At 49.6% G+C, this 3238-nt stretch carries 2 rRNA genes; both read right to left on the minus strand.

The window, feature by feature from the left end:
* Positions 1-2: 2 nt before the first annotated feature.
* Positions 3-118: ribosomal RNA gene (gene rrf, locus AB3I34_RS13885) — 5S ribosomal RNA — on the minus strand.
* Between the two features lie 96 nt (positions 119-214).
* Positions 215-3127 (minus strand): 23S ribosomal RNA (locus tag AB3I34_RS13890).
* Positions 3128-3238 lie beyond the last annotated feature (111 nt).

Consider the following 3238-nt stretch of genomic DNA (forward strand, 5'->3'; position numbering starts at 1 on the left):
TCGCGTGGCGACGTCCTACTCTCACAAAGGGAAACCCTTCACTACAATCGGCGCTAAGAAGCTTAACTTCTGTGTTCGGCATGGGAACAGGTGTATCCTTCTCGCTATCGCCACCACACTGGGTGTTGTTTCTTATTGAGTTGAATCTTCATTCACTCAAAACTGGATTGAAGTTTGAATCAAAATAACCAAGTTGCTTTTACTTATCCATTCTTTGGTTAAGTCCTCGACCGATTAGTATTGGTCCGCTCCAACTATCACTAGCCTTCCACTTCCAACCTATCTACCTGATCATCTCTCAGGGGTCTTACTTTCTTAAAGAAATGGGAAATCTCATCTTGAGGTGGGCTTCACACTTAGATGCTTTCAGCGTTTATCCCTTCCCTACATAGCTACCCAGCAATGCCCTTGGCAGAACAACTGGTACACCAGCGGTAAGTCCATCCCGGTCCTCTCGTACTAAGGACAGCTCCTCTCAAATTTCCAACGCCCGCGACGGATAGGGACCGAACTGTCTCACGACGTTCTGAACCCAGCTCGCGTGCCGCTTTAATGGGCGAACAGCCCAACCCTTGGGACCGACTACAGCCCCAGGATGCGACGAGCCGACATCGAGGTGCCAAACCTCCCCGTCGATGTGGACTCTTGGGGGAGATAAGCCTGTTATCCCCAGGGTAGCTTTTATCCGTTGAGCGATGGCCCTTCCATGCGGAACCACCGGATCACTAAGCCCGACTTTCGTCCCTGCTCGACTTGTAGGTCTCGCAGTCAAGCTCCCTTCTGCCTTTACACTCTTCGAATGATTTCCAACCATTCTGAGGGAACCTTTGGGCGCCTCCGTTACCTTTTAGGAGGCGACCGCCCCAGTCAAACTGCCCATCTGACACTGTCTCCCACCACGATTAGTGGTGCGGGTTAGAGGGTTCATAACACAAGGGTAGTATCCCACCAACGCCTCCTCCGAAACTAGCGTTCCGGTCTCATCGGCTCCTACCTATCCTGTACATGTGGTACAAACACTCAATATCAAACTACAGTAAAGCTCCATGGGGTCTTTCCGTCCTGTCGCGGGTAACCTGCATCTTCACAGGTACTAAAATTTCACCGAGTCTCTCGTTGAGACAGTGCCCAAATCGTTACGCCTTTCGTGCGGGTCGGAACTTACCCGACAAGGAATTTCGCTACCTTAGGACCGTTATAGTTACGGCCGCCGTTTACTGGGGCTTCAATTCTGAGCTTCGCCGAAGCTAACCCATCCTCTTAACCTTCCAGCACCGGGCAGGCGTCAGCCCCTATACTTCATCTTACGATTTTGCAGAGACCTGTGTTTTTGATAAACAGTCGCTTGGGCCTATTCACTGCGGCTGACCGAAGTCAGCACCCCTTCTCCCGAAGTTACGGGGTCATTTTGCCGAGTTCCTTAACGAGAGTTCGCTCGCTCACCTTAGGATACTCTCCTCGACTACCTGTGTCGGTTTACGGTACGGGCAGTTGTTTTCTCACTAGAAGCTTTTCTTGGCAGTGTGACATCAGGAACTTCGCTACTATTATTTCGCTCCCCGTCACAACTTGTCCTTAGAGAGTAAAGCATTTAACTCTACTCAAGACTCATTGCTTGGACATGCACTTCCAATCGCATGCATTCCTTAGCCTACTGCGTCCCTCCATTGCTCAAACAAAAACAACTGGTACAGGAATATCAACCTGTTGTCCATCGCCTACGCCTATCGGCCTCGGCTTAGGTCCCGACTAACCCTGGGCGGACGAGCCTTCCCCAGGAAACCTTAGTCATACGGTGGACAGGATTCTCACCTGTCTTTCGCTACTCATACCGGCATTCTCACTTCTAAGCGCTCCAGCCGTCCTCACGATCGACCTTCAACGCCCTTAGAACGCTCTCCTACCACTACACCTAATGGTGTAGTCCACAGCTTCGGTAATATGTTTAGCCCCGGTACATTTTCGGCGCAGGGTCACTCGACTAGTGAGCTATTACGCACTCTTTAAATGGTGGCTGCTTCTAAGCCAACATCCTAGTTGTCTGTGCAACCCCACATCCTTTTCCACTTAACATATATTTTGGGACCTTAGCTGGTGGTCTGGGCTGTTTCCCTTTCGACTACGGATCTTATCACTCGCAGTCTGACTCCCGGATATAAATGAATGGCATTCGGAGTTTATCTGAATTCGGTAACCCGAGATGGGCCCCTAGTCCAAACAGTGCTCTACCTCCATCATTCTCAATTCCGAGGCTAGCCCTAAAGCTATTTCGGAGAGAACCAGCTATCTCCAAGTTCGTTTGGAATTTCTCCGCTACCCACACCTCATCCCCGCACTTTTCAACGTACGTGGGTTCGGTCCTCCAGTGCGTTTTACCGCACCTTCAACCTGGACATGGGTAGATCACATGGTTTCGGGTCTACGACTACATACTCATTCGCCCTATTCAGACTCGCTTTCGCTGCGGCTCCGTCTCTTCGACTTAACCTCGCATGCAATCGTAACTCGCCGGTTCATTCTACAAAAGGCACGCCATCACTCATTAACGAGCTTTGACTTGTTGTAGGCACACGGTTTCAGGATCTATTTCACTCCCCTTCCGGGGTGCTTTTCACCTTTCCCTCACGGTACTGGTTCACTATCGGTCACTAGGGAGTATTTAGCCTTGCGGGATGGTCCCCGCGGATTCCGACGGAATTTCTCGTGTTCCGCCGTACTCAGGATCCTCCTAGGTGTTGTTAGCATTTCGTCTACGGGGCTTTCACCCTCTTTAGCGGAATTTTCCAAATCCTTCAACTATACTAACAGACTACCATATTGGAGTCCTACAACCCCAACAAGCAAGCTTGTTGGTTTGGGCTCTTCCCGTTTCGCTCGCCGCTACTCAGGGAATCGAATTTTCTTTCTCTTCCTGCAGGTACTAAGATGTTTCAGTTCTCTGCGTCTACCTCTAATCAGCTATGTATTCACTGAAAAGTAATATCCTATAAAAGATATTGGGTTCCCCCATTCGGAAATCTCTGGATCATAGCTTACTTACAGCTCCCCAAAGCATATCGGTGTTAGTCCCGTCCTTCATCGGCTCCTAGTGCCAAGGCATCCACCGTGCGCCCTTATTCACTTAACCTTATCAACCTTACGGTTGGGTCTTGATCACTTCTTCTAGCGATAGAAGGTTAATCAATAAATAAGCAATTGAACTTATTAAAAAACTCATTCAACGCGGTGTTCTCGGTTT

It is taken from the genome of Enterococcus sp. C102(2024) (assembly GCF_040888205.1).
In the GTDB taxonomy this organism is placed as follows: domain Bacteria; phylum Bacillota; class Bacilli; order Lactobacillales; family Enterococcaceae; genus Enterococcus; species Enterococcus faecalis.